The organism is Mycobacterium canetti CIPT 140010059 (assembly GCF_000253375.1).
Taxonomy (GTDB): domain Bacteria; phylum Actinomycetota; class Actinomycetes; order Mycobacteriales; family Mycobacteriaceae; genus Mycobacterium; species Mycobacterium tuberculosis.
The window spans coordinates 4170877-4193920 of record NC_015848.1; the positions used below are offsets into that span (position 1 = coordinate 4170877).

The following is a 23044-nucleotide window of genomic DNA, read 5'->3' on the forward strand; positions in this document are numbered from 1 at the left end:
AGAACCGTGTTGGTGGGCGGCGATTCGAGTTCTTCGGGTCGCCGCCCGCTTTTTGTTTTCTGGATCAAGTATTACGGCCATTCGAGGCCCGCCGGTTAGCCGCTCGGCTATCTAGGCGCGTAATTCAGTGACCGTTTGCCCGGGCTGTCTCGCGGCTGTGCCAGATCACAGCGGCGAAGTGCCGCAGCCGTGACCCGCTCGGGGTAGCCGGGCTGTTTGAGCAACCAGACACGCCGAACGTGCAACCACGGCGGCTCCACCCGGCGGGGCGTGTCCCCGCCACCAATGCACGTTCGGCGCAGCCGGCGCACCCTCGGCGCGGAGTTTAGGAACTACTCATCCAGGTGACAACGACTCGGCAATCGACAAAGCCTCCCGCGCGCCGTCGAGCATCGCGCCGCAACACAGCAACAGCCAGCCCGCCACCCCATCAGGTGTGCCCCCGGCGAACCTGCGGGCAGCGTCGCGGTATTCGGTGGGTTGGCGCATCCAAATCACTTCGGGAACACCCAGCCCGTGCGGATCCAGTCCGGTGGCGATTGTCACCAGCCGCGACACCGCGCGGGCCACCACACCGTCGGCACAGCCAAACGGCCTCAGCGTCAAGAGCTCCCCGTGTGCGACCGCAGCAACCACCGGCGCCGATGCCAGGGTGGGGCGGGTTACCACATCCGCGAGCAACTCCAAACGCGGGCCAACGTCGGCATCGGACCGCGGACGCCCAAGCCGATCGTCATCGACCTGGTCGGCGGCCGCCAGCATGTGTAGGCGGGCCAGCGCCTGCAACGGTGCCCGCCGCCACACCCCGACCACCGGACCCGCGCCGCCTTCCAGCGCCTGCCCCACCCGAAGCGCTCCCGCGAACACCGGATCGCTGAGCGCCGCCTTGCCCGAGGTGGGCGCCCCCGCGTCGTGCAGCCGCGCAGGACCACCGTCGAGCACCGAGGAGGCCCGCGCCGCCCGCAACGAGGCCTCGGCGGCGGCCACCCGCCAGCCCCGCAGGTTGGCCCGGTGCCGGTGCGCGCGGCTCAGCGCGTCGCGCACCCGGTCGCTGGCCGCAGCAACGCCCGGGAGCTCCATTAGCGGAGCCAGCGGGTCGACCGTCACAGGTTGCCAACCTTTCGGGGAGCTGAGGGGGCACCGGGAATGGCCTGAAGCAACTGGCGGGTGTACTCGTGGCGGGGCAGGCTGAACACCTCCTCGGTAGAGGCGTGCTCCACCACCCGGCCGGCCCGCATGACCAGGACGTCGTCGGCAATCTGCCGGATCACCGCCAGATCATGGCTGATGAACAAATACGTCAAACCCAGGTCGGCCTGCAGATCGGCCAGCAGATCCAGGATCTGTGCCTGCACCAATACGTCGAGCGCCGACACCGCTTCGTCGCACACCAATACCTCCGGGCGCAGCGCCAGCGCACGCGCGATCGCTACCCGCTGCCGCTGACCACCCGACAGCTCACGGGGCCGCCGGCCCAGTATCGACGACGGCAGCGCCACCTGATCGACCAGCTCACGCACCGCCCTTTGCCGCTGCCAGCGGTCACCGACGTGATGGACGCGTAACGGTTCCTCGATGGCGCGAAACACCGAGTACATGGGATCCAGGCTGCTGTATGGGTTTTGGAACACCGGCTGGACCCGGCGGCGAAAGGCCAGCACCTGGTCCCGGGCCAGCGCGCCGACGTCGTAGGTGCCGTCGAAAACGACCGTGCCCGAGGTAGGTTGGAGCAGCCCAAGCACCATCCGCGCTAGCGTCGACTTGCCTGACCCGGATTCGCCCACGATCGCCAACGTGCTCGCCCGCGGTAGCCGGAATGACACCCCGTCCACGGCGCGAGACTCCACCCGCCGCCACGGCGCGCCGCGGGACTCCCGGTAAGTCTTGGTCAGCTCCGAGACGACGAGAATGTCGCCGGCCTGCGTGGTTGCCCGCGACCGGGATTCCGGCGGACGTCTGCTGCGCGCCGTCAGCGATGGAGCCGCGGCCACCAGGCGCCGGGTGTACTCGTGCTGAGGGCTTTGCAGGATTGACTGCGCCGCACCGGATTCCACCACCACTCCACGACGGACGACGACGACATCCTCGGCCCGCTGCGCGGCCAACGCCAGATCGTGGGTGATCAGTAGCAGCGCGGTGCCTAGTTCGTCGGTGAGTCCCTGAAGATGATCGAGCACCTGCCGCTGCACGGTGACATCCAACGCGGACGTCGGCTCATCGGCGATCAGCAGCCGCGGCCTGCCCGCCAAGCCGATCGCAATCAACGCCCGCTGGCACATGCCGCCGGACAGCTGATGCGGGTAGCGTCCGGCTTGCTTCGCCGGATCCGGCAGGCCCGCCTCAGCGAGTAGCTCCACCGCCCGTCGTCGTGCTGCGCGACCGTCGGTATTGGCCCGCAACGCTTCTGTGACCTGAAAGCCGACCTTCCAAACCGGATTGAGGTTGGTCATCGGATCCTGGGGAACATAGCCGATCTCCCGTCCCCTTATCGACCGTAGCCGCTTGGCATCGGCCCCGGTGATGTCGCGCCCGTCGAACACAACGCGTCCAGCGGTGATCCGTCCACCAGCCGGAAGCAACCCAAGAATCGCCGCGGCCGTCGTGGATTTGCCCGACCCGGACTCACCCACCACGGCGACGGTTTGACCGCTCCGGACGGCCAGATCCACCCCACACACGGCGGGAGCATCGGTGCCGAACGTAACTTCCAGGCCCTCCACCGACAACAGCGGCGCTGCTGGGACGCTCATGCCCGCCATGCCCGCGAAGCCGGATCCAGCGCGTCGCGCAAAGCGTCGCCCATCATCATGAACGCCAGCACCGTAATCGCCAGCGCGCCCGCAGGATAGAACAAAATTGGCGAGCCCGACCGTAGCCGGGTCTGCGCGACATTGATGTCGCCACCCCAGGACACCACCGACGTCGGCAATCCGACCCCGAGGTAGGACAGCGTGGCCTCGGTGACGATGAAGATCCCCAGAGCGACGGTAGCCACCGCGATCACCGGGCCCACGGCGTTGGGCAGCGCGTGCCGAAGCAGAATCTGAAACCTATTCAACCCCAATGCCTTAGCTGCAAGGACGTAATCGCTGGCACGCACCTCGAGCACCGCACCGCGGGCGATCCTGGCCACTTGCGGCCAGCCGAACAATGCCAAGATGGCGATCACCGTCCACACCGTGCGGTGATGCATGACTTGCATGAGCACGATGGCGGCCAACAGCAACGGCAAGCCGAGAAACACATCGGTGACCCGCGAAACCACCGCATCGATCCAGCTCCCGTAAAAACCGGCCAATGCGCCTAACGCCCCGCCCACGACGAACACGGCCAGCGTTGCCCCCAACCCGACCGTGACCGAAGCCCGCGCACCATACACCGTGCGCGAATAGATGTCGTGGCCCTGCAGGTCGGTGCCGAACCAGTGCGCGGCCGATGGCGCAAGCATGCTTTGGCTGGGATCGGCATAGGTGGGATCGGCTGCGGTAAACAACGACGGAAACGCCGCCACGACAAGAATCAGCAGGATCAGCGCCGCGGCGATCACGAATTTAGGACGCCGGCGCAACCCGCGCCAGGCATCGAGCCAGAACCCCGTGTGCTCAGCCATAGCGGATCCGCGGGTCCAGGGCCGCATACAGCAGATCCACCAACAGATTGGTGATCAGGTAGATCAGCACCAGCACCGTCACGATCGACACCACCGTCGGCGTCTCCTGACGCGTGACCGCTTGATACAGCACGCCCCCGACGCCGTGGATGTTGAAGATTCCTTCGGTCACAATCGCTCCGCCCATCAGCGCGCCCAGATCCGCGCCCAGGAAGGTCACCACCGGAATCAGCGAATTGCGCAGAATGTGCACCGTCACCACGCGGGGCCGCGACAACCCCTTGGCGGTGGCGGTGCGGACATAGTCAGCGTGTGCGTTGGCCGCCACCGCCGAGCGGGTCAATCGCACCACGTAGGCGAATGACATGGCGCCCAGCACGATCCCGGGTAGCAGCAGGCGGCCGACGCTCGCCCGTTCGCCCACCGTGACCGGCGCGATTTCGAGCTGGACCCCGAATAAGAACTGCACCAGAAAGCCCAGCACGAAGATGGGGATCGCAATAATGACAAGTCCGGTAACCAGCACCGCGGAATCGAAGATTCCACCCTGACGTAGGCCGGCGATCACGCCGAATCCGATTCCGAGCACGGCCTCCACCGCCAGGGCGATCAAGGCCAGCCTGATGGTGACCGGAAACGCATGCGCCAGAACGGCACTGACCGGCAGCCCAGAATACGCACGACCCAAGTCACCGTGCAGAATTCCGCCCAGATAGCGCAGGTATTGCACGAGGAACGGATCGTCGAGGTGGTAATGCGAACGCAGCTGCGCGGCCACCGCGGAAGTCAACGGACGGTCGCCCGCCAGCGCGGCAACTGGGTCACCGGGCAGCAGAAAGACCATGCCGTAGATCAGCAATGTCGCGCCCAGGAAAACCGGCACCATCACGGCGACTCGGCACGCAACATACCAGCCCATGTCAGGCCTTGACGATGTTCTCGTAGTCGGGCAGACCATTCCAGGTGACGGTGACGTTGCTGACTTGCGACGACCATCCGACCACACTGATGTAATCCCAGAGCGGCACAACTGGCATGTCGTGAAACAGGATTCGCTGCGCGTCGTTGACCAGCTCGTGGGATTCGGTTAACGTGGGGGCGGCTTCGGCGGCGGCCAGCGCCGCGTCGAATTCCGGGTTGATGTAGCCGACGTCGTTGGATCCGGCGCCGGCGGTGAACAGCGGAGCGAGAAACTCGATCATCGACGGGTAGTCGCCCTGCCATCCAGCGCGAAATGCACTGTCGATGGTGCGGTTGGTGATCTGGGTGCGAAATCCGGCGAAGGTGGGCTGCGGCGCGGCTACCGCATCGATGCCCAACACGTTCTTGATGCTGTTGGCCACCGCGTCCACCCAATCCCGATGGCCGGCGTCAGCGTTATAGGCGATCGCGTACCGGCCGCTCCACGGTGAGATCGCATCGGCCTGCGCCCAGAGCCGCCGAGCCCGCTGCGGGTCGTAGTCCAGCACCTCGTTGCCCGGCAGGTTGGGATCGAAGCCCGGCAACGACCGGGCGGTGAAATCGCGGGCCGGACTGCGGGTTCCGGCGAAGATCTGCTGGCAGATTTGCGGCCGGTTGATGGCGGCCGACAGCGCCAACCGGCGCAGCCGCCCCTCCTCGCCACCGAAATGCGGCAGCCGCAACGGAGTGTCGAGGGTCTGATTGATCGCTGCGGGCCCGCTGGTAGCGTGGTCGCCCAGGTCGCGCTGGTAGACCGTCAACGCGCTCGGCGGAATCGTGTCCAGGACATCGAGATTGCCGGACAGCAAGTCGGCATAGGCGGTGTCCAGATTGGCGTAGAACTCGAATCGCAAACCTTTGTTACGGGGCTTGCGGTTGCCGTGGTAGTCGGGGTTGGGCACCAGGTCGATTCTGACGTTGTGTTCCCAGGCCGGCCCGGCTGGGCCGTCGGCGAGTTTGTACGGGCCGTTGCCGATCGGGTTGCGGCCGAACGCGGCCATGTCCCGAAATGCGGAGTCCGGCAGCGGATAAAACGAGCTGTGGCCAAGGCGCAACGTGAAGTCGATGGTCGGCGCCTTAAGCCGCACGGTGAACTCCAGGTCGTTGACCACGCGCAACCCGGACATGGTGGTCCGGCTCTTATCCCCTGGCGCGCCGGCCACGTCATCGAACCCTTCGATCGGGCTGAAAAAGTGCTGCTGCAGTTGGGCATTGGTGCTCAGGGCTCCGAAGTTCCACGCGTCGACGAACGAGTGGGCCGTCACCGGCGAGCCGTCGGTGAACTTCCAGCCGGGTTTGACAGTGATCCGGTAGTTGACGTTATCGGCGCTCTCGATTGACTGCGCGACCTCCAGCGACGGCTTGCCGGCGGCGTCATAGGACATCAGGCCGGCGAACAACCGATCGATGATGCGCCCACCGTTGCTGTCGTTGGTGCCGGTCGGGATCAGCGGGTTGGGCGGTTCCCCGCCGTTGACCAGCACCACGTCAGGGCTCAGGACACCGCCGCCACAACCGGCCACGGGCGCAAGCACCAGCAATCCGGTGGCAAGGGCTGCCAGGGCCGCCCGCATCCGACGCACCATGACAGCGACCCTAAAGCCTTCTTGTGCGGTCCGGCTCCCCAGCCGGTGAAGTGCGGCCTGGCCAGCGCAGCCGACACACTCGCCGGTGACCGTTAGCTACCACGCCACCCAGAGTGCCGGCGAACCGGTGGGACGATGTTTTGGGAACGCTCACGCCGTCGTTCGCGATCCGGTGTTGGCTACCCACCGCGACTGCGCTTCCCAAGGGAAGACCTCGCCCGACCGGGCGATCCTGGTCAGCGATTGCACTGTGACGACTTTGCCCAGCTCAACCTCTGCCATGCCGGCTGTATCGTCGCGCGGTTAGGCTCACATCCGTGAGTGAGTCCACCCCCGAAGTCTCCTCGTCATACCCGCCGCCAGCGCACTTCGCCGAGCACGCGAACGCCCGCGCCGAGCTTTACCGCGAGGCCGAGGAAGACCGGCTGGCTTTTTGGGCCAAGCAGGCCAACCGACTGTCCTGGACGACGCCGTTCACCGAGGTGTTGGACTGGTCGGGGGCGCCGTTCGCCAAGTGGTTCGTGGGCGGCGAGCTCAACGTCGCCTACAACTGTGTGGATCGTCACGTCGAGGCCGGCCACGGAGATCGGGTAGCCATCCACTGGGAAGGCGAGCCGGTCGGCGACCGGCGCACGCTGACCTATTCCGATCTGCTTGCCGAGGTGTCCAAAGCCGCGAACGCGCTCACCGACCTCGGTCTGGTGGCCGGTGACCGCGTCGCCATCTACCTGCCGTTGATCCCTGAGGCCGTGATCGCCATGCTGGCCTGTGCCCGGCTAGGCATCATGCATAGCGTTGTTTTCGGCGGGTTCACCGCTGCGGCCTTGCAGGCCCGGATCGTCGACGCCCAAGCCAAGCTGCTGATCACCGCGGACGGGCAGTTTCGGCGCGGCAAGCCATCGCCCCTCAAGGCGGCCGCTGACGAGGCCCTTGCAGCGATCCCCGACTGCTCGGTCGAGCATGTTCTGGTGGTGCGGCGCACGGGAATTGAGATGGCCTGGAGCGAGGGCCGCGACCTGTGGTGGCACCATGTCGTCGGCTCAGCTTCACCGGCACACACCCCGGAGCCTTTCGATTCCGAGCACCCGCTGTTCCTGCTGTACACGTCAGGCACCACCGGCAAGCCCAAAGGCATTATGCACACCAGCGGCGGCTATCTCACTCAGTGTTGCTACACGATGCGCACCATTTTCGATGTCAAGCCGGACAGCGACGTGTTCTGGTGCACCGCCGATATCGGCTGGGTCACCGGCCACACCTACGGCGTCTACGGCCCGCTGTGCAACGGAGTCACCGAGGTTCTCTACGAGGGCACGCCGGATACCCCCGACCGACACCGGCATTTCCAGATCATCGAAAAATACGGCGTGACAATCTATTACACCGCCCCCACCCTCATCCGGATGTTTATGAAGTGGGGCCGTGAGATCCCCGACAGCCACGACCTGTCCAGCCTGCGGCTGCTGGGGTCGGTCGGCGAACCGATCAACCCCGAGGCTTGGCGTTGGTACCGCGATGTCATCGGCGGCGGACGCACCCCGCTGGTAGACACCTGGTGGCAGACCGAGACCGGCTCCGCGATGATCTCCCCGCTGCCCGGAATCGCTGCGGCCAAGCCGGGTTCAGCGATGACGCCGCTGCCCGGGATCTCGGCCAAGATCGTCGACGATCACGGTGATCCGTTGCCACCGCACACCGAGGGCGCCCAGCATGTTACCGGGTACCTCGTCCTAGACCAGCCGTGGCCGTCGATGTTGCGCGGCATCTGGGGCGACCCCGCGCGGTATTGGCACGCTTACTGGTCCAAATTTTCCGACAAGGGCTACTACTTCGCCGGGGACGGCGCTCGCATAGACCCCGACGGCGCGATCTGGGTACTAGGCCGCATCGACGACGTGATGAACGTGTCCGGGCACCGGATCTCGACCGCCGAGGTGGAATCGGCGCTGGTCGCTCACTCTGGCGTGGCCGAGGCGGCGGTGGTCGGGGTTACCGACGAGACCACGACCCAGGCCATCTGTGCGTTCGTCGTGCTACGCGCCAACTACGCCCCCCATGACCGCACAGCCGAAGAGTTGCGCACCGAAGTGGCTCGAGTGATCTCGCCCATCGCACGGCCACGCGACGTCCACGTAGTGCCCGAACTACCCAAGACTCGTAGCGGCAAAATCATGCGTCGACTGCTGCGCGACGTCGCGGAAAACCGTGAGCTTGGCGACACGTCGACGCTGCTCGATCCCACCGTATTCGACGCGATCCGGGCCGCCAAGTAGGTCGCGGCACGATCAACCGGGTCAGCCCAGCCAACTCAGGCCGGTACCGGGACGAATCCCGCGCCCGGCCGGTTCTTGGCGTTGATGTCGGCCAGGTCGGCGTTGATCGACATCACCACCGCCGGGGTGTGCAGCGGGATGTATTTGGTGATGCAACTCGGCAGATTGTCGCTGAATGCACCGTGGATCATCCCGACCAGCAGATTGTCGACGGTCACCGGCGCACCGGAGTCGCCCGGTCCGCCGCAGACCTGCATCACAAGGGTGCCCGGACTTTCCCCTGGCCCCCAGGTAACCCCGCACGAGTTACCGGTGGTGCGGCCCTGCTTGCAGGCGATCTGGCCGAACGACGGGTCCGGGCCAATGCCGTTGATCGCAAACCCGTTGAAGACGGCCACCGGGGTCACCTTGGCCGGGTCGAACTTGATCACCGCGTAGTCCAGGCCGTCGTTGCCGGCGACCATGATGCCTACCGGGCCCGCGTTCTCGGCACCCTCAGCGGCGATCTGCGCGCCCGGGCCCCCACAGTGGGCGGAAGTGAAGCCGATGAGGTCACCGTTCTTGTCATGGCCGATGGTGGTTAGGGTGCACATGGTGTCCCCGTTGACGACGATGCCCGCACCACCGCCCAGCGGTAGCTTGTCGTCGGCTGCCGCGGTGTTCGCAGGTAGGCACACAACGGCCAAAAGCACGGCCGCGAATGCCGCGGCAAAGCGCCTGTGCGCCGTCTGCAACGCAATGCTCCCGTCATATCGTCAGACACTTGAGAACAGATCCGCCAGTTTAGACGATCGCACCGCAACATCGGCCTCTGTTCAAACGGCCGCACACGTCAAGACGTGGCTAACTCTGTCCCGCCGCCCTTGGTGTTGGCTGGCCTCGTATGGCACCGCACCGCATGGCAACATGAACCGCGATGCCAGCCGAACCGCTCGGCGACGATGCGGGCCGGATGACGGCCCGAGGAGGAGCCGAGCAATCGAACCGAGCTCGGCGACGATGCGGGCCGGATGACGGCCTAGGGTGGGGTACCGCCGCTGGCGAGGGCGAGCCGAGCAATCGAATCGAGAGGACCGTCTGTGAGCAAGATCGATCGCAAGAACGGTGTGCCCAGCACGCTGACCACGATTCCGTTGGCCGACCCGCACGCCGGACCTGCTGAGCCGTCGATCGGTGACCTGATCAAAGACGCGACAACGCAGATGTCGACGCTGGTCCGAGCCGAGGTCGAGCTGGCCCGCGCCGAGATCACCCGGGACGTCAAGAAGGGACTGACCGGCAGTGTTTTCTTCATCTCCTCGCTGGTGGTCGGGTTCTACTCCACCTTCTTTTTCTTCTTTTTCCTCGCCGAACTGCTCGATACCTGGATCTGGCGCTGGGTGGCTTTCTTGCTCGTGTTCGCCATAATGGTCGTGGTCACCGCCGTGTTGGCCCTCTTGGGTTTCCTGAAAGTCCGGCGCATCCGGGGACCGCGGCAGACCATTGCGTCGGTCAAAGAGACGCGCACCGCACTTACCCCGGGCCATGACAAAACCCCTGTGACACCAAAACCCATCACATCTGATCGCGCGACGCCGGTTGACCCCTCGGGTTGGTAGATGGCGGCACCAGATCCGTCGATGACCCGCATCGCCGGGCCATGGCGTCATCTGGACGTGCACGCCAACGGCATCCGATTCCACGTCGTCGAGGCTGTGCCGTCCGGCCAGCCGGAGGGCCCGGATGCGGCTACGCCCCCCATCCAGCCGGCCCTGGCGAGGCCGCTGGTCATACTGCTCCATGGTTTCGGCTCGTTCTGGTGGTCCTGGCGTCATCAGTTGTGCGGCCTGACCGGGGCGCGGGTGGTCGCGGTCGATCTGCGCGGCTACGGCGGCAGCGACAAACCGCCCCGCGGGTACGACGGCTGGACGCTGGCCGGCGATACGGCCGGTCTCATCCGTGCGCTCGGGCACCCATCGGCGACGCTGGTCGGCCACGCCGATGGCGGACTGGCCTGCTGGACCACCGCGCTGCTGCATTCGCGGCTGGTGCGCGCCATAGCGCTGATCAGCTCACCGCACCCCGCCGCGCTACGGCGATCCACGCTGACCCGGCGTGATCAGCGGCACGCACTGTTGCCGACATTGCTGCGTTACCAGCTGCCGATCTGGCCGGAGCGCTTGCTGACCCGCAACAACGCAGCGGAGATCGAGCGCCTCGTGCGCGCCCGTGGCTGCGCCAAATGGCTTGCATCCGAGGACTTCTCGCAAGCAATCGACCACCTTCGACAGGCGATCCAGATCCCGGCGGCGGCGCATTGCGCACTCGAGTACCAGCGCTGGGCGGTACGCAGCCAGCTGCGCAGCGAAGGGCGGCGATTCATCAGGGCGATGACACAGCAACTGGGGATGCCGCTGCTGCACTTACGAGGCGACGCCGACCCTTACGTGCTGGCCGACCCGGTAGAGCGCACCCAGCGCTACGCACCACACGGGCGGTACATATCCATTGCCGGCGCAGGACATTTCAGCCACGAAGAGGCGCCGGAGGAAGTCAACCGACATCTGATGCGTTTCCTCGAGCAGGTGCACCAGCTCAGCTGACGCAGGCCCCGGTGCCGACCGGTTGGGTAGCACCGATTTTGGCAAGCTGCCCCGCCACCTCGCCGGCCGTCAGCACAAACCCAGTTTCGGCGTCGTCGACGGCTGCGCCGAACACCACACCGAGCACCTGACCGTTGAGGTCGATCAGGGGCCCACCCGAATCACCTTGCTCCACATCGGCTCTGATGGTGTACACGTCGCGGGTAACCGGCTCCGGGTCCCGGTAAATATCGGGGCCACTGAGTCTGATGGCCTCGCGAATCCTGGCGGGTGTGGCAGTGAAATTGCCGCCGCCGGGATAACCCAGCACCACAACGTCGGCACCGGTTTTCGCCGGCTCCGCAGCGAAGACCAGCGGCGGCGGCGGCAAGTGCGGAACGGCCAGGATCGCTACGTCGACCGACGGGTCGTAGGACACCACCGTGGCCTCGAAGGGCTTGTCGCCGGCATACACCGTGACGTTGTTGGATCCGGCCACCACGTGCGCGTTTGTCATCACCCGATCGGGTGAGATCACGAAGCCGGTGCCCTCCAACACTTTCTGGCATCTGGGTGCCAGGCTGCGGATTTTGACGACACTTGGCTCGGTGGCCGCCACCACCGGATTGTTGACCAGCGCTGGGTCGGGTGAGGCCACTGGAATGACCGGCGTGCGGCTGAACGGCTCCAAAACCGCGGGCAGGCCGGAGGTGTTCAGCAGGGCCGACAGCCGCTTGGGCACCGTCTTCAGCCAGGTGGGTGCCGCCTCGTTGACCCGGGCGAGCACCCGCGAACCCTTCACCGCGGCAGCCAGCTCGGGCTGCTCTTTCGACTGTGTCAGCGGCATCGCCAACAACCACGCCGCGGTGAGCACCACGACCAGCTGCACCCCTACCCCAATGACCGAGTCGATCAACCGGATCGGCCGGTTACGGATCGCCCCGCGGACGGCGCGGCCCAGCACCACACCAGCGACCTCGCCGACTACGACCAGTGCCAGGATCAGGAACAGCGCGGCAAACAGTTTGGCCCGCGGAGCGCTGATTTGACTGACGATATGCGGCGCCAGCAGCACGCCGGCTGTCGCGCCCAGCAGCACCCCGCCAAACGACAGCATTGAGCCCAGCGCACCGGCACGCCAGCCGGAGATGGCTGCAATAAATGCGACCGCCAAGACGGCGATATCCAGCCACTGCGACGGGGTCATCGAATTCATCGCGGGTCACTCTCGTCGTCGACCAGCACCATTGCCGCGTCCAACTCGCGGATGTCACCGGTGTCCCAGGGTTGTGCCCAGCCCGCGACATCGAGCACCGCGGAAATCACCTGGCCAGTGAAGCCCCATACCAGCATCTGGTTTAACAGGAACGCCGGCCCGGCCCAGCGACGAGTGTGCGGGCGGCGGTACACCATGAGCCGATTGGCCGGATTGATGAAGGCGCGCACCGGTACCCGCGCGACTATCGCCGTTTCGGCCTCGTTGACGACGGCCACCGGCCCGGGATCCGGCGAGTACGCCAGCACCGGGACAACATGGAACCGCGACGGCGCAATGAACGTCCGCTCCATGGTGGCCAGCGGATGCAGCCTGGACGGGTCAATCCCGGTTTCTTCGTTCGCCTCGCGCAAGGCGGTGGCCACCGGCCCGTCGTCGGCGGGGTCGACCACACCGCCGGGAAAAGCCGCCTGGCCGGCATGGTGGCGCAATGTCGAGGCCCGCACGGTCAGCAGTAGGTCGGCGTCGTCTGGAACACCACCGTCGCCTGGCCCGGCCTCCGGGCCAGAAAACAGCACCAGAACGGCCGCCTCGCGGTGATCCCGGCGCGACGATGTCATTGCCGACACAGCCCCGGCGGCCGTCACCATCGCCAGCACATCGGCGGGCAACCGACGCCGGTAGGCGTCGGGTATCTGGCCAACGTTGTCGACCAGTGGACGCAGCCAGGACGGGCCGGCATCAGGCCGCAGGGCAACCGTCCCCCGTGAACCGGTGGGGGTCGCTCCCGCTTGCAGGGGGGTACCCCCAGCACTCATCGGCGCCTCCTTTGGGTCCAAAGTTGCCCAGCTCCTCTTCAAGCCGCTAACCCGGCCCACATCACCGCCGAGTGGAGCCCACCTGCTCAGAGCAGGCCGGACCGGCTACGCGGCCCGCACCGCAACCGTACTCATCCCGCGTCGTTCCCGACCGCAGCCACGATCTCGTCGGCACTGCCGAAAGCCCGCGGCAGGGTCTGGGCAACGCTACCGTCCGGCCGCAGAACCACCGTCGCGGGCATCACATTTGCGACCCGCAGCGCGGCCGCCACCCTGCGGCGGTCATCCTGCAGCGTCGGCAACCGGACGCCGAGATCGGCCAGCCGCGACAGCGCGGCCGCCTCGTTCTGGTCCTGATGCACCGTCACGACCAGCACGGCGGGCCCGACCCGTCGTTGATATTCGGCCATCACGGGCAGCTCGGTCATGCACGGCGCGCACCAATGCGCCCACAGATTGATGACCACCCGACGTCCGGCCAGCGCGCGGGCGACGTCGACGGCCGAACCGTCGCCCGCACACACCACCACAACACCGCGTAGTGCCGCCGCACCCGGACCGTTACCTGCCGCGGGACAGGGCGGCAGGTTTGCGCGCTGCCGGGACCAAGCCAATGCTTCCGGGGTATCGCCGTCGCGATGTTCGCGCGGGGCGGGCCGCTGGCTGATCATGCTCGAGGCGGAATAGTCATGCAGTTGGGCAACCAGCGCCGCCATCAGCGCTGCCACCACCGCCAGGATCGCGATGGTCCAGCGGGTCTTTCCGGTTAACGTCGTCATTGCGGTCTCAGCGGGGGTTGTTGGCAGGCTTGGCATTACAGTCCAGCCAGGGCCAGCAGGTGATCGGTCTCGGGGCCCTGGACCAGGGGCGCCGCGAGCAGCGGTTCAGTGGGGCCAAGCCCGAAGGAGGGGCAGTCTTTGGCAAGCACACAAACACCACACGCCGGTCTGCGGGCGTGGCACACCCGCCGTCCGTGAAAGATCACTCGGTGGCTGAGCAAGGTCCACTCCTTGCGTTCGATCAGCTCACCGACCGCCTGCTCCACCTTGACCGGGTCCTCTGCGGTGGTCCAGCGCCACCGGCGCACCAATCGTCCGAAATGAGTATCCACCGTGATTCCGGGGATACCGAATGCGTTACCCAGGATGACATTGGCGGTTTTGCGCCCCACCCCGGGCAACGTCACCAACTTGTCCATGGTGGCCGGCACCTCACCGCCAAACCGCTCAACTAGGGCCTGCCCCAGGCCGATGAGAGAGGCCGCTTTGTTGCGGTAGAAGCCGGTGGGGCGGATGAGGCTCTCGAGCTCGGTGCGATCCGCCTGGGCGTAGTCCCGTGCCGTCCGATACCGCGCGAACAAGGCTGGCGTCGTCAAATTCACCCGTTTGTCGGTGCTCTGCGCCGAAAGTATGGTTGCCACGGCTAGCTCGAGCGGCGTGGTGAAGTCCAGCTCGCAGTATACGTGCGGAAATGCCTGTGCCAAAGCGCGATTCATTCGCCGCGCCCGTCGCACCAAGGCGAGCCGGGTTTCTGCAGACCAGCGCCCGGGCACGTCGGCGGCACGCGCCGCTGGCTTCGATCTGGATGACTTCGCCGCTGTCACCTACGACAGAGTACTGATTTCGTGATCTCACTGAGACCTCGTGTTGATTCGAAGCCATGTTTACTCTCCTTGTGTCATGGTTGCTCGTGGCCTGCGTTCCTGGGTTGTTGATGCTGGCGACCCTCGGGTTGGGACGGCTGGAAAGGTTTCTGGCCCGAGACACGGTCACGGCGACCGACGTCGCGGAGTTTCTCGAGCAGGCCGAGGCCGTGGATGTGCATACGCTCGCTCGGAATGGAATGCCGGAGGCGCTGGATTACCTGCATCGACGTCAAGCCCGGCGAATCACCGATTCACCGCCGCTTGGGTCTGGCGCTGGGCCACGGTATGCCGGGCCGCTGTTTGTCACCGATCTCGATAGCCCCGTCGAGCCACCCCGGCATGGCCAGCCCAATCCGCAGTTTAGAACGGCTCGACACGCAAATCACGTGTAGCGTTGGCACGGCGAACCGGTTGGCCTACCTCTAGACTCTTCTCGTTGGCAAACGGTTAGTGCGCCCGTATCACTTCGTCGGAAAGTTGAAGAGGCAACGTGGACGAGATCCTGGCCAGGGCAGGAATCTTCCAAGGCGTGGAGCCCAGCGCAATCGCCGCACTGACGAAACAGCTGCAGCCCGTCGACTTCCCCCGTGGACACACGGTCTTCGCGGAAGGGGAGCCGGGCGATCGGCTGTACATCATCATCTTGGGGAAGGTCAAGATCGGTCGCCGGGCACCAGACGGCCGAGAAAACCTGCTAACCATCATGGGCCCGTCGGACATGTTCGGCGAGTTGTCGATCTTCGACCCGGGTCCGCGCACGTCCAGCGCGACCACGATCACCGAGGTGCGGGCGGTGTCGATGGACCGCGACGCGCTGCGGTCATGGATCGCCGATCGTCCCGAGATCTCCGAACAGCTGCTGCGGGTGCTGGCCCGCCGGCTTCGCCGCACCAACAACAACCTGGCCGACCTCATCTTCACCGATGTGCCCGGTCGGGTGGCCAAGCAGCTGTTGCAGCTCGCCCAGCGCTTCGGCACCCAGGAAGGTGGCGCATTGCGGGTCACCCACGACCTGACACAGGAAGAAATCGCCCAGCTGGTCGGGGCCTCACGCGAGACGGTGAACAAGGCACTGGCTGATTTCGCTCACCGCGGCTGGATCCGCCTTGAGGGCAAGAGCGTGCTGATCTCTGACTCCGAAAGACTGGCCCGCCGAGCGAGGTAAGCGCGCAGCGCGGGCGCAACCGAGCGAGCTAGATTCCTCACGCCCAGCAGACACAGAGTCGCACGCAAACGACGGATTTTGTGCGATTGTGCGGCTGCTCGCGCTACCGAGTCCGCAGATAGTCCAGTTGTGCCTGCACCGACCATTCGGCCGCATTCCAAAGCTTTTCGTCAACGTCGAGGTAGACGTGTTCGACGACCTCGCGGACCGTGGCGTCGTCACCGAGATCCCGCAACGCGGCGCGTATCTGCTCCAGACGTTCGTGCCGGTGCAGCAGGTATCCCGATGCAATCGCTTCCAGGTCGAGCAAGTCCGGCCCGTGCCCCGGCAGCACGGTCCGCCGGCCCAGGCCACGCAGCCGGTGCAGCGATTCCAAGTAGTCGGCTAGGCTGCCGTCTTCCTTGTCGATGACGGTGGTCCCGCAACCCAACACGGTGTCGGCGGTCAACACGGCGTCGTCGAGGACAAATGACAGCGAATCTGCGGTGTGGCCAGGGGTGGCCAACACGGTAATGGTTAACCCGGCAACGTCGATCACTTCCCCGTCGGTCAGCGTCTCCCCATCACGTCGCAAGAACTGCGGATCCGCGGCCCGTACCGGCGCCCCGGTCAGCGCGACCAGTTTGTCGATGCCGCTGGTGTGGTCGCCATGACGATGACTGATCAGTACCAACGCGATGCGGCCAAGCGCGGCAACCCGTGCCAGGTGTTCGTCGTCGTCCGGGCCTGGATCGACAACGACCAGCTCGTCACTGAGCGGGCCGCGCAGCACCCAGGTGTTGGTGCCGTCCAACGTCAGCAAACCGGGGTTGTCGGCCAACAGGACCGACGCGGTGTCGGTGACCGCGCGCAGCTGGCCGTAGGCGGGATGGGTCAGCGACTCAGCTGTCTTCGACATCGGCCGCTAGCCGACCTCCACGATCAACTCGACTTCCACCGGCGCATCCAACGGTAGCTCGGATACGCCGACCGCCGAACGCGCATGCGCGCCGCTATCGCCGAACACCTCGGCCAGCAGGTCGGAGGCCCCGTTGATCACGCTCGGCTGGCCGTGAAACCCCGGTGCCGAAGCGACAAACCCGACGACTTTGACCACCCGGGTCACCGCGTCGAGATCCACCAGCGAATCAACGGCTGCCAGCGCATTGAGCGCGCAGATCCGCGCGAGCGTCTTGCCCTCCTCCGGGTTGACGTCGGCGCCGAGCTTGCCGGTCCGCACCAGCTTGCCGGCCTCCAACGGCAGCTGGCCCGCGGTGTAGACCAGGTTGCCGGTGCGCACAGCTGGAACGTAGGCCGCCAGCGGCGCCGCCACTTGCGGTAGCGTGACACCGAGTTGCCCTAATCGGGCTTTAGCGCTCATTAACCCCGATACCTCCTACTTCGGGCGCTTCAGGTAGGCGACGTGCTGCTCACCGGTGGGCCCGGGCAGCACCGCCACCAGCTCCCAGCCATCGGCTCCCCACTGGTCGAGGATCTGTTTGGTGGCGTGCGTCAACAGCGGGACCGTGGCGTACTCCCATGCGGTGGGTTGGGTCATGACGCGAGCTTATCGGTCGGACTGGACCCGCTCCGCTCAGCCCGGTAGCCCGGAAAGATCGCGAGGCCATCGGGCTAGCATGCCATGGTGGCAACCACATCTAGCGGCGGTAGTTCCGTCGGCTGGCCGTCACGCTTGTCGGGGGTCCGACTGCACCTTGTCACCGGCAAAGGCGGTACCGGGAAGTCGACGATCGCGGCCGCGCTCGCGCTGACGCTGGCAGCGGGCGGCCGCAAAGTCCTACTCGTCGAAGTCGAGGGGCGCCAGGGGATTGCGCAACTCTTCGACGTCCCGCCACTGCCCTACCAGGAACTTAAGATCGCGACCGCCGAGCGCGGCGGCCAGGTCAACGCCTTGGCAATCGACATCGAGGCCGCCTTCCTGGAATACCTCGACATGTTTTACAACCTCGGTATCGCAGGCCGGGCCATGCGCCGTATCGGCGCGGTCGAGTTCGCGACGACGATCGCGCCCGGTCTGCGCGACGTGCTGCTCACCGGCAAGATCAAGGAGACGGTGGTGCGCCTCGACAAGAACAAGCTGCCGGTCTATGACGCAATCGTCGTCGATGCGCCTCCGACCGGGCGCATCGCGCGCTTCCTGGATGTCACCAAGGCGGTGTCCGATCTGGCCAAGGGCGGACCGGTGCATGCGCAAAGCGAAGGCGTGGTGAAGTTACTGCACTCCAACCAGACCGCCATCCATTTGGTCACTCTGTTAGAAGCGCTGCCGGTGCAGGAGACACTGGAAGCCATCGAGGAGCTTGCGCAGATGGAACTGCCGATCGGCAGTGTGATCGTGAACCGCAACATCCCCGCCCATTTGGAGCCTCAGGACTTGGCGAAGGCCGCCGAGGGCGAGGTCGATGCAGACTCGGTGCGGGCCGGGTTGTTGATGGCCGGGGTCAAGCTTCCCGACGCCGATTTCGCCGGCCTGCTTACCGAGACCATCCAGCATGCCACCCGAATCACCGCTCGCGCCGAAATCGCACAACAGCTTGACGCCTTGCAGGTTCCGCGATTGGAATTGCCGACGGTCTCTGACGGCGTCGACCTTGGCAGCCTCTACGAGCTCTCGGAATCACTTGCCCAGCAGGGGGTTCGATGAGTGTCACACCGAAGACCCTCGATATGGGCGCAATCCTGGCCGACACATCCAACCGGGTGGTGGTGTGCTGCGGCGCCGGTGGGGTCGGCAAGACCACTACCGCGGCCGCGCTGGCGTTGCGCGCGGCCGAATATGGCCGCACTGTAGTCGTTTTGACGATTGACCCAGCCAAGCGATTGGCACAAGCGCTGGGGATCAACGATCTTGGCAACACACCACAACGCGTGCCATTGGCACCCGAGGTTCCCGGCGAGCTACACGCGATGATGCTCGACATGCGCCGCACGTTTGACGAAATGGTTATGCAATACTCTGGACCCGAACGGGCGCAATCGATTCTGGACAACCAGTTCTATCAGACCGTCGCCACATCGCTTGCCGGCACCCAAGAGTACATGGCTATGGAGAAGCTGGGTCAACTGCTAAGCCAGGACCGCTGGGACCTGATTGTGGTAGACACTCCGCCGTCGCGTAACGCGCTGGACTTCTTAGACGCGCCAAAGCGACTGGGCAGCTTCATGGATAGTCGGCTGTGGAGGCTGTTACTCGCTCCCGGCCGGGGCATCGGGCGGCTGATCACCGGCGTGATGGGATTGGCCATGAAGGCGTTGTCCACCGTGCTCGGTTCCCAGATGCTGGCCGACGCAGCAGCGTTCGTTCAATCGCTGGACGCCACGTTCGGTGGTTTCCGCGAGAAGGCAGACCGCACTTACGCGTTGTTGAAACGGCGCGGCACCCTGTTCGTCGTGGTGTCGGCGGCCGAACCCGACGCACTGCGCGAGGCGTCCTTCTTCGTCGACCGGCTATCGCAGGAGAGCATGCCGCTAGCGGGGCTGGTCTTCAACCGCACGCACCCGATGCTGTGCGCATTGCCGATCGAGCGGGCAATCGACGCCGCCGAAACGTTGGATGCCGAGACCACCGACTCCGACGCCACATCGCTGGCCGCAGCGGTGCTGCGTATCCATGCCGAGCGCGGGCAGACAGCCAAACGGGAGATCCGGCTGCTGTCCCGGTTCACCGGAGCCAACCCCACCGTGCCGGTCGTTGGGGTACCGTCGCTCCCGTTTGACGTCTCTGACCTGGAAGCGCTGCGGGCGCTCGCCGATCAGCTCACCACGGTCGGCGACGATGCGGGCCGCGCAGCGGGCCGCTGAGGAACCGGCCCATCAGTGACGGTCGGCGACGATGCGGGCCGCGCAGCAGGCCGCTGAGGAACCGGCCCATCAGTGACGGTCGGCGACGATGCGGGCCGTACAACATCTGACCGGGATCCGGCTATTGGGCACAAGCCAGTTCCTATTGGGCACAAGCCAATTAGAAATGAATGGCTTTTGCTGTAACCAAACCGTAATCAGAAGCGACGGGACCGCGACACCTATCCGCAGTCCCTGAGTGGCTATCCGGCGGTGCCGGTGCGGCGCTTGCGCTTCTCAAGGTAGTCCGACCACGAAACCACCTCGGGATGTTGCTTGAGCAGAGCCCTGCGCTGGCGCTCGGTCATGCCACCCCAAACACCGAACTCGACCTTGTTGTCCAGCGCATCTGCCGCACACTCTTGCATTACCGGACAGTGACGGCAGATCACCGCGGCCTTGCGTTGTGCAGCTCCCCGAACAAAGAGTTCGTCAGGGTCGGTAGTCCGGCACAGCGCCTTGGATACCCACGCGATCCGCTCTTCCGCGTCTACGCTGCGTACCACGTTCTGTGCAGCCGTGAGGTTAGTCCTTCGAGCGGCTGGACGTGTTCCTGACACGAGCTGATCCCTTCCTCCCGGCCGCCGTGTGCGACCGCCCTCCTCGGAAACAGCCGATGCTGCGAGCGACGCCACACCATGCACATCGGTGTTACCTGTATCTCACTGATCTGTATAAGTTAGGTGGTCGTGTGCCAATTGCGCAACAGTACGATAACGCTTTTTTGGGACGAGCGTGCCGTCTTGTCTGGATCGGCCGGGGGAAATGCCGCCGCTTCGGTCCCGTTTAGGGGGCCTGACCAGTGACGCAGCCGCAAATATCGCGCCCGCCCCGATCCCGCAGTGACTCACCCGCCCGCGGAAAGATTCTATTAGACCAAGCGGCACGGTGGAGTGACAGGAGGTCGCTACTGTAGTACGCATGCCCGAGCGCCTCCCGGCCGCGATCACCGTTCTGAAGCTGGCTGGGTGTTGTCTGTTGGCCAGTGTCGTCGCCACTGCGCTGACGTTCCCGTTCGCAGGCGGGCTAGGGCTGATGTCCAATCGTGCCTCTGAGGTCGTTGCCAACGGCTCGGCCCAGCTGCTCGAGGGGCAAGTGCCTGCGGTATCGACGATGGTCGACGCGAAGGGCAACACGATCGCGTGGCTGTACTCGCAGCGCCGGTTCGAGGTGCCCTCGGACAAGATCGCCAACACGATGAAGCTGGCGATCGTCTCGATTGAAGATAAGCGGTTCGCCGACCACAGCGGCGTGGACTGGAAGGGCACCCTGACCGGCCTGGCGGGCTACGCGTCCGGCGACCTCGACACGCGCGGCGGCTCGACGCTCGAACAACAGTACGTGAAGAACTACCAACTGCTGGTGACAGCCCAAACCGATGCCGAGAAGCGAGCGGCCGTCGAAACCACTCCGGCCCGCAAGCTTCGCGAGATCCGGATGGCACTCACGCTGGACAAGACCTTCACAAAATCTGAAATCCTGACCCGATACTTGAACCTGGTCTCGTTCGGCAATAACTCGTTCGGCGTGCAGGACGCGGCGCAAACGTACTTCGGCATCAACGCGTCCGACCTGAATTGGCAGCAAGCGGCGCTGCTGGCCGGCATGGTGCAATCGACCAGCACGCTCAACCCGTACACCAACCCCGACGGCGCGCTGGCCCGGCGGAACGTGGTCCTCGACACCATGATCGAGAACCTTCCCGGGGAGGCGGAGGCGTTGCGTGCCGCCAAGGCCGAGCCGCTGGGGGTACTGCCGCAGCCCAATGAGTTGCCGCGCGGCTGCATCGCGGCCGGCGACCGCGCATTCTTCTGCGACTACGTCCAGGAGTACCTGTCTCGGGCCGGGATCAGCAAGGAGCAGGTCGCCAAGGGCGGGTACCTGATCCGCACCACCCTGGACCCAGAGGTGCAGGCACCGGTCAAGGCCGCCATCGACAAGTACGCCAGCCCGAACCTGGCCGGTATTTCCAGCGTGATGAGCGTGATCAAACCGGGTAAGGATGCGCACAAGGTGTTGGCCATGGCCAGCAACCGCAAATACGGGCTGGATCTAGAAGCCGGCGAAACCATGCGGCCGCAGCCATTCTCCCTGGTTGGCGACGGCGCCGGGTCTATCTTCAAGATCTTCACCACGGCCGCTGCTCTGGACATGGGCATGGGTATTAACGCCCAACTCGACGTGCCGCCCCGATTCCAGGCCAAAGGTCTGGGAAGTGGCGGGGCAAAGGGGTGCCCCAAAGAGACCTGGTGTGTGGTGAACGCCGGCAACTACCGCGGCTCGATGAATGTCACCGACGCGCTGGCAACCTCGCCAAACACCGCGTTCGCCAAGCTGATCTCGCAGGTCGGGGTGGGGCGTGCGGTCGATATGGCCATCAAACTCGGGCTGAGGTCTTATGCGAATCCCGGCACCGCACGCGACTACAACCCCGACAGCAATGAGAGCTTGGCTGACTTCGTCAAACGACAGAACCTCGGTTCGTTCACCCTCGGCCCCATCGAGTTAAACGCGCTGGAGCTGTCCAACGTGGCGGCCACGTTGGCATCCGGCGGCGTGTGGTGCCCCCCCAACCCAATCGACCAGCTCATCGACCGCAACGGCAACGAAGTCGCGGTCACCACCGAGACGTGCGACCAGGTGGTGCCCGCAGGGCTGGCGAACACCCTCGCCAACGCGATGAGCAAGGACGCCGTGGGCAGCGGCACGGCGGCCGGTTCCGCCGGCGCGGCGGGCTGGGATCTGCCGATGTCCGGCAAAACCGGCACCACCGAGGCGCACCGGTCGGCCGGCTTCGTGGGCTTCACCAACCGCTACGCGGCGGCGAACTACATCTACGACGACTCCAGCTCGCCGACAGATCTGTGTTCCGGCCCGCTGCGCCATTGCGGCAGCGGCGACTTGTACGGCGGCAACGAGCCATCCCGCACCTGGTTCGCCGCGATGAAGCCGATCGCCAACAACTTCGGCGAAGTGCAGCTACCACCGACCGATCCACGCTATGTCGACGGCGCACCAGGCTCACGGGTACCAAGCGTGGCCGGTCTGGATGTCGACGCCGCACGCCAGCGCCTCAAGGACGCGGGCTTCCAGGTCGCCGACCAAACCAACTCGGTCAACAGCTCCGCCAAGTATGGCGAGGTGGTCGGAACGTCGCCCAGCGGTCAAACAATTCCGGGTTCGATCGTCACGATCCAGATCAGCAACGGCATCCCGCCGGCTCCGCCTCCGCCACCGCTGCCCGAGGATGGTGGGCCGCCACCGCCGGTCGGATCGCAGGTGGTGGAGATTCCGGGGCTGCCGCCGATCACCATTCCGCTGCTGGCGCCACCACCCCCAGCGCCTCCCCCGTAGACCCTCCCAATGGCCC

Annotated in this window: 22 protein-coding genes; 8 read left to right on the forward strand and 14 right to left on the reverse strand. The window is 65.5% G+C overall.

Translation table 11 applies throughout. The features are described from left to right. Nucleotides 1-336: 336 nt before the first annotated feature. Genes MCAN_RS19350 through MCAN_RS19370 form a run of 5 tightly spaced genes read right to left on the reverse strand, consistent with a single transcriptional unit; the run spans nucleotide 337 to nucleotide 6156 of the window. The gene (locus MCAN_RS19350) at nucleotides 337-1107 is read right to left on the reverse strand and encodes a hypothetical protein (protein ID WP_014001871.1); all 771 of its coding nucleotides are present in this window, start codon (nucleotides 1105-1107) and stop codon (nucleotides 337-339) included. Then, nucleotides 1104-2750, reverse strand: coding sequence for a dipeptide ABC transporter ATP-binding protein (locus tag MCAN_RS19355; RefSeq protein ID WP_014001872.1), 1647 nt, complete (start codon nucleotides 2748-2750; stop codon nucleotides 1104-1106). The genes MCAN_RS19350 and MCAN_RS19355 overlap by 4 nt, the downstream gene beginning before the upstream one ends. Then, entirely contained in the window at nucleotides 2747-3610 is an 864-nt protein-coding gene (locus MCAN_RS19360) for an ABC transporter permease (RefSeq protein ID WP_003899628.1), read from the reverse strand. Before MCAN_RS19360 ends, MCAN_RS19355 begins: the two co-directional genes overlap by 4 nt. Continuing rightward, on the reverse strand, nucleotides 3603-4529 hold the full coding sequence (locus MCAN_RS19365; protein WP_014001873.1) for an ABC transporter permease: 927 nt from the start codon (nucleotides 4527-4529) through the stop codon (nucleotides 3603-3605). The genes MCAN_RS19360 and MCAN_RS19365 overlap by 8 nt, the downstream gene beginning before the upstream one ends. Before the next feature lies 1 nt (nucleotide 4530). Beyond that, nucleotides 4531-6156 (reverse strand): peptide ABC transporter substrate-binding protein, encoded by a 1626-nt coding sequence (locus tag MCAN_RS19370; RefSeq protein WP_014001874.1) that lies wholly within the window; start codon nucleotides 6154-6156, stop codon nucleotides 4531-4533. Nucleotides 6157-6473: 317 nt separating this feature from the next. On the opposite strand from MCAN_RS19370, the gene acs reads away from it, so the two are divergent. Next, complete coding sequence (gene acs / locus MCAN_RS19375; protein ID WP_014001875.1) at nucleotides 6474-8429, forward strand: acetate--CoA ligase; 1956 nt, start codon at nucleotides 6474-6476, stop codon at nucleotides 8427-8429. 35 nt (nucleotides 8430-8464) lie between these two features. Here the strand turns inward: acs and MCAN_RS19380 are convergent, their stop codons facing one another. Then, nucleotides 8465-9163: a protease gene (locus MCAN_RS19380; protein ID WP_003419708.1), complete on the reverse strand. Its 699-nt coding sequence runs from the start codon at nucleotides 9161-9163 to the stop codon at nucleotides 8465-8467. 345 nt (nucleotides 9164-9508) lie between these two features. Here MCAN_RS19380 and MCAN_RS19385 point away from each other — a divergent pair, with 345 nt between their 5' ends. Together MCAN_RS19385 and MCAN_RS19390 are read left to right on the forward strand one after the other, a co-directional pair. Then, a complete protein-coding gene (locus MCAN_RS19385; RefSeq protein WP_014001876.1) occupies nucleotides 9509-10027 on the forward strand; it encodes a phage holin family protein in 519 nt (172 codons plus the stop codon). Further along, nucleotides 10028-11011: an alpha/beta fold hydrolase gene (locus MCAN_RS19390; protein ID WP_014001877.1), complete on the forward strand. Its 984-nt coding sequence runs from the start codon at nucleotides 10028-10030 to the stop codon at nucleotides 11009-11011. Here the strand turns inward: MCAN_RS19390 and marP are convergent. The 4 genes from marP to nth all read right to left on the reverse strand — a co-directional run bounded on the left by marP (nucleotide 11004) and on the right by nth (nucleotide 14576). Beyond that, nucleotides 11004-12197: an acid resistance serine protease MarP gene (gene marP / locus MCAN_RS19395; protein ID WP_014001878.1), complete on the reverse strand. Its 1194-nt coding sequence runs from the start codon at nucleotides 12195-12197 to the stop codon at nucleotides 11004-11006. The two genes, MCAN_RS19390 and marP, sit on opposite strands and share 8 nt — an antisense overlap. A 5-nt stretch (nucleotides 12198-12202) precedes the next feature. Continuing rightward, nucleotides 12203-13024: an NUDIX hydrolase gene (locus tag MCAN_RS19400; protein ID WP_014001879.1), complete on the reverse strand. Its 822-nt coding sequence runs from the start codon at nucleotides 13022-13024 to the stop codon at nucleotides 12203-12205. Between the two features lie 131 nt (nucleotides 13025-13155). Next, nucleotides 13156-13803: a TlpA family protein disulfide reductase gene (locus MCAN_RS19405; protein WP_041180179.1), complete on the reverse strand. Its 648-nt coding sequence runs from the start codon at nucleotides 13801-13803 to the stop codon at nucleotides 13156-13158. Nucleotides 13804-13838: 35 nt separating this feature from the next. Then, on the reverse strand, nucleotides 13839-14576 hold the full coding sequence (gene nth / locus MCAN_RS19410) for an endonuclease III (protein ID WP_003419724.1): 738 nt from the start codon (nucleotides 14574-14576) through the stop codon (nucleotides 13839-13841). Nucleotides 14577-14683: 107 nt separating this feature from the next. Here nth and MCAN_RS19415 point away from each other — a divergent pair, with 107 nt between their 5' ends. Together MCAN_RS19415 and crp are read left to right on the forward strand one after the other, a co-directional pair. Continuing rightward, complete coding sequence (locus tag MCAN_RS19415) at nucleotides 14684-15061, forward strand: hypothetical protein (protein ID WP_003899635.1); 378 nt, start codon at nucleotides 14684-14686, stop codon at nucleotides 15059-15061. Between the two features lie 98 nt (nucleotides 15062-15159). Continuing rightward, nucleotides 15160-15834: a cAMP-activated global transcriptional regulator CRP gene (gene crp / locus MCAN_RS19420; protein ID WP_014001881.1), complete on the forward strand. Its 675-nt coding sequence runs from the start codon at nucleotides 15160-15162 to the stop codon at nucleotides 15832-15834. A 103-nt stretch (nucleotides 15835-15937) separates the two neighbouring features. On the opposite strand, the gene MCAN_RS19425 is transcribed toward crp, so the two are convergent. Genes MCAN_RS19425 through MCAN_RS19435 form a run of 3 tightly spaced genes read right to left on the reverse strand, consistent with a single transcriptional unit; the run spans nucleotide 15938 to nucleotide 17371 of the window. Continuing rightward, nucleotides 15938-16732, reverse strand: a complete 795-nt coding sequence (locus MCAN_RS19425; RefSeq protein WP_003419731.1) for an MBL fold metallo-hydrolase — start codon at nucleotides 16730-16732, stop codon at nucleotides 15938-15940. A gap of 6 nt (nucleotides 16733-16738) precedes the next feature. Beyond that, entirely contained in the window at nucleotides 16739-17194 is a 456-nt protein-coding gene (locus MCAN_RS19430) for a RidA family protein (protein WP_003419733.1), read from the reverse strand. 15 nt (nucleotides 17195-17209) lie between these two features. After that, entirely contained in the window at nucleotides 17210-17371 is a 162-nt protein-coding gene (locus MCAN_RS19435; protein ID WP_003419736.1) for a DUF4177 domain-containing protein, read from the reverse strand. Nucleotides 17372-17455: 84 nt separating this feature from the next. Here MCAN_RS19435 and MCAN_RS19440 point away from each other — a divergent pair, with 84 nt between their 5' ends. Then, on the forward strand, nucleotides 17456-18478 hold the full coding sequence (locus tag MCAN_RS19440; protein ID WP_014001882.1) for an ArsA-related P-loop ATPase: 1023 nt from the start codon (nucleotides 17456-17458) through the stop codon (nucleotides 18476-18478). Beyond that, the gene (locus MCAN_RS19445; protein ID WP_014001883.1) at nucleotides 18475-19635 is read left to right on the forward strand and encodes an ArsA family ATPase; all 1161 of its coding nucleotides are present in this window, start codon (nucleotides 18475-18477) and stop codon (nucleotides 19633-19635) included. The genes MCAN_RS19440 and MCAN_RS19445 overlap by 4 nt, the downstream gene beginning before the upstream one ends. 242 nt (nucleotides 19636-19877) lie before the next feature. On the opposite strand, the gene whiB4 is transcribed toward MCAN_RS19445, so the two are convergent. Next, nucleotides 19878-20234, reverse strand: a complete 357-nt coding sequence (gene whiB4 / locus MCAN_RS19450) for a transcriptional regulator WhiB4 (RefSeq protein ID WP_003419743.1) — start codon at nucleotides 20232-20234, stop codon at nucleotides 19878-19880. A gap of 361 nt (nucleotides 20235-20595) precedes the next feature. Between whiB4 and ponA2 the strand changes: the two genes are divergently transcribed. Further along, nucleotides 20596-23028, forward strand: a complete 2433-nt coding sequence (gene ponA2, locus MCAN_RS19455; protein ID WP_014001884.1) for a transglycosylase/D,D-transpeptidase PonA2 — start codon at nucleotides 20596-20598, stop codon at nucleotides 23026-23028. The last annotated feature ends 16 nt before the right edge of the window (nucleotides 23029-23044 follow it).